We start from the raw sequence: 287 nt of genomic DNA, 5'->3' as shown, positions 1-287 counted from the left end.
TGGGTTACCTCACATTTGCATGATGAGGAGACAGGGCCACAAAGTTCTACAAGCTCCGCCTGGTTATTTCCGAGGGTTGGGTAGCTTAAGTATAATGTTGACGGCTCGGTGTGGCCCTCCGGTGAGGCGGCCTGTGGCGGGGTGCTCCGAGATAGCTCTGGCAAGTGGGTAAAGGGATTTTGTCGTCGCTTGGGCACGTCGAATCCTTTGCTCGCTGAGCTTTGGGCCATTCGTGTCGCTGTGGAGACCTTGAGGGACGGGAATTACTCTAAGGTGGTGGTCGAAAG

The 287-nt window shown here is 55.4% G+C and carries 1 pseudogene; it reads left to right on the top strand.

The annotated features are described in order from the left end of the window. Window positions 1–105: 105 nt before the first annotated feature. Window positions 106–287: pseudogene (locus AABA86_RS34690) on the top strand (ribonuclease H family protein); the annotation flags it as partial.

It is taken from the genome of Bradyrhizobium sp. TM233 (assembly GCF_036247965.1).
Lineage (GTDB): Bacteria > Pseudomonadota > Alphaproteobacteria > Rhizobiales > Xanthobacteraceae > Bradyrhizobium > Bradyrhizobium ottawaense.
This window is presented reverse-complemented; position numbering and strand designations above follow the sequence as displayed.